General features: G+C 70.0%; 2 protein-coding genes. Both read left to right on the forward strand.

Features of this window, described 5'->3' with window-relative positions; genetic code table 11:
* Positions 1-543: winged helix-turn-helix domain-containing protein (locus ADL15_RS15120; protein ID WP_232344108.1), on the forward strand; the 543-nt coding region annotated here is incomplete at its 5' end.
* Positions 474-1,067, forward strand: coding sequence for a transposase (locus ADL15_RS15125; protein ID WP_083971278.1), 594 nt, complete (start codon positions 474-476; stop codon positions 1,065-1,067). The genes ADL15_RS15120 and ADL15_RS15125, both read left to right, overlap by 70 nt.
* Positions 1,068-1,077 lie beyond the last annotated feature (10 nt).

Here is a 1,077-nt window from a genome sequence, read left to right on the forward strand (position 1 = left end):
GGCATGAGATACGGGGACGGCGGCGGGGTCGGTCCGCAAGGACGAGCCCGTCGCGAGCAAGTCCGCCGGCAGGCGGCGCAGATGCTGGCGGACGGAGTGAGCGCCGCGCAGATCGCCGTGGTCCTGGAGATCTCGACGAAGTCGGCATACGCGTGGCGGCGTGCCTGGCTCGCCGGCGGGGAACAGGCCTTGGCCTCGAAAGGCACGCCCGGGCCCGCGCCGGCCTTGTCCGGCATCCAGGTTCAGAAACTGATCGCGACACTCAACCAGGGCCCAGCCGCGGCGGGCTGGGCCGAGGACCAGCGATGGACCCTGGCCCGGGTCCAGACGGTGATCGGCCGGATGTTCCACCTCACGCTCAGCGTCCCCACCGTGTGGCAGGTGCTGCGCCGGGCCGGGTTCACTCCGCAACAACCGATCAGCCGGGCCGCCGAACGCGACGAATCGGCCATCGCCCACTGGCGGCGCCATCAATGGCCCGCGGTAAAAGAGTCGCGCGCAGGCTGGACGCGTGGATCTGCTTCGCCGATGAGTCGGGCCTGACGCTGCGACCAGCCAGGGCCCGCACCTGGGCCCCGCGAGGACACACACCGATCGTGAAAGTCACCGGCCGCGGCGGCCGCAAACTCTCGGTCGCCGGGATCGTCGCCTACCGCACCGGCCACCGGCCCCGCATCATCTACCGCACCATGCTCCACCGAGGACGCAAAGGCGAACCGAGAGGTTTCGCCGAACCCCACTTCACCGCCCTGATCGACGCCGCCCACCAGCATCTGGGCGGCCCGATCGTGCTCGTCTGGGACGGCCTGCCCGCCCACCGCTCCAAGAAGATGCGGGCCCTGATCGCCGCCCGGCCCTGGCTACGCGTCTATCAGCTCCCCGGCTACGCCCCGGAACTCAACCCCGTCGAGAACATGTGGTCCAGCCTGAAACGCGGCCTGGCCAACCTCGCCCACGGCACCATCAACGACCTGCTCCGCACCACCAAGAAGCGACTCAAAGCCATGCAATACCGGCCCGCTCTCGCCACCGGCTTCCTCGGCAGCAGCGGCCTCAAACCACCCTGACCCTGACCCC

The sequence above is a fragment of the Actinoplanes awajinensis subsp. mycoplanecinus genome (genome assembly GCF_001509495.1).
Classification (GTDB): domain Bacteria; phylum Actinomycetota; class Actinomycetes; order Mycobacteriales; family Micromonosporaceae; genus Actinoplanes; species Actinoplanes palleronii.

Bases quoted from the DNA above. Each gene is read 5' to 3' on its own strand.
- ADL15_RS15125 (WP_083971278.1), top strand. From the start codon at position 474: ATGGCCCGCGGTAAAAGAGTCGCGCGCAGGCTGGACGCGTGGATCTGC.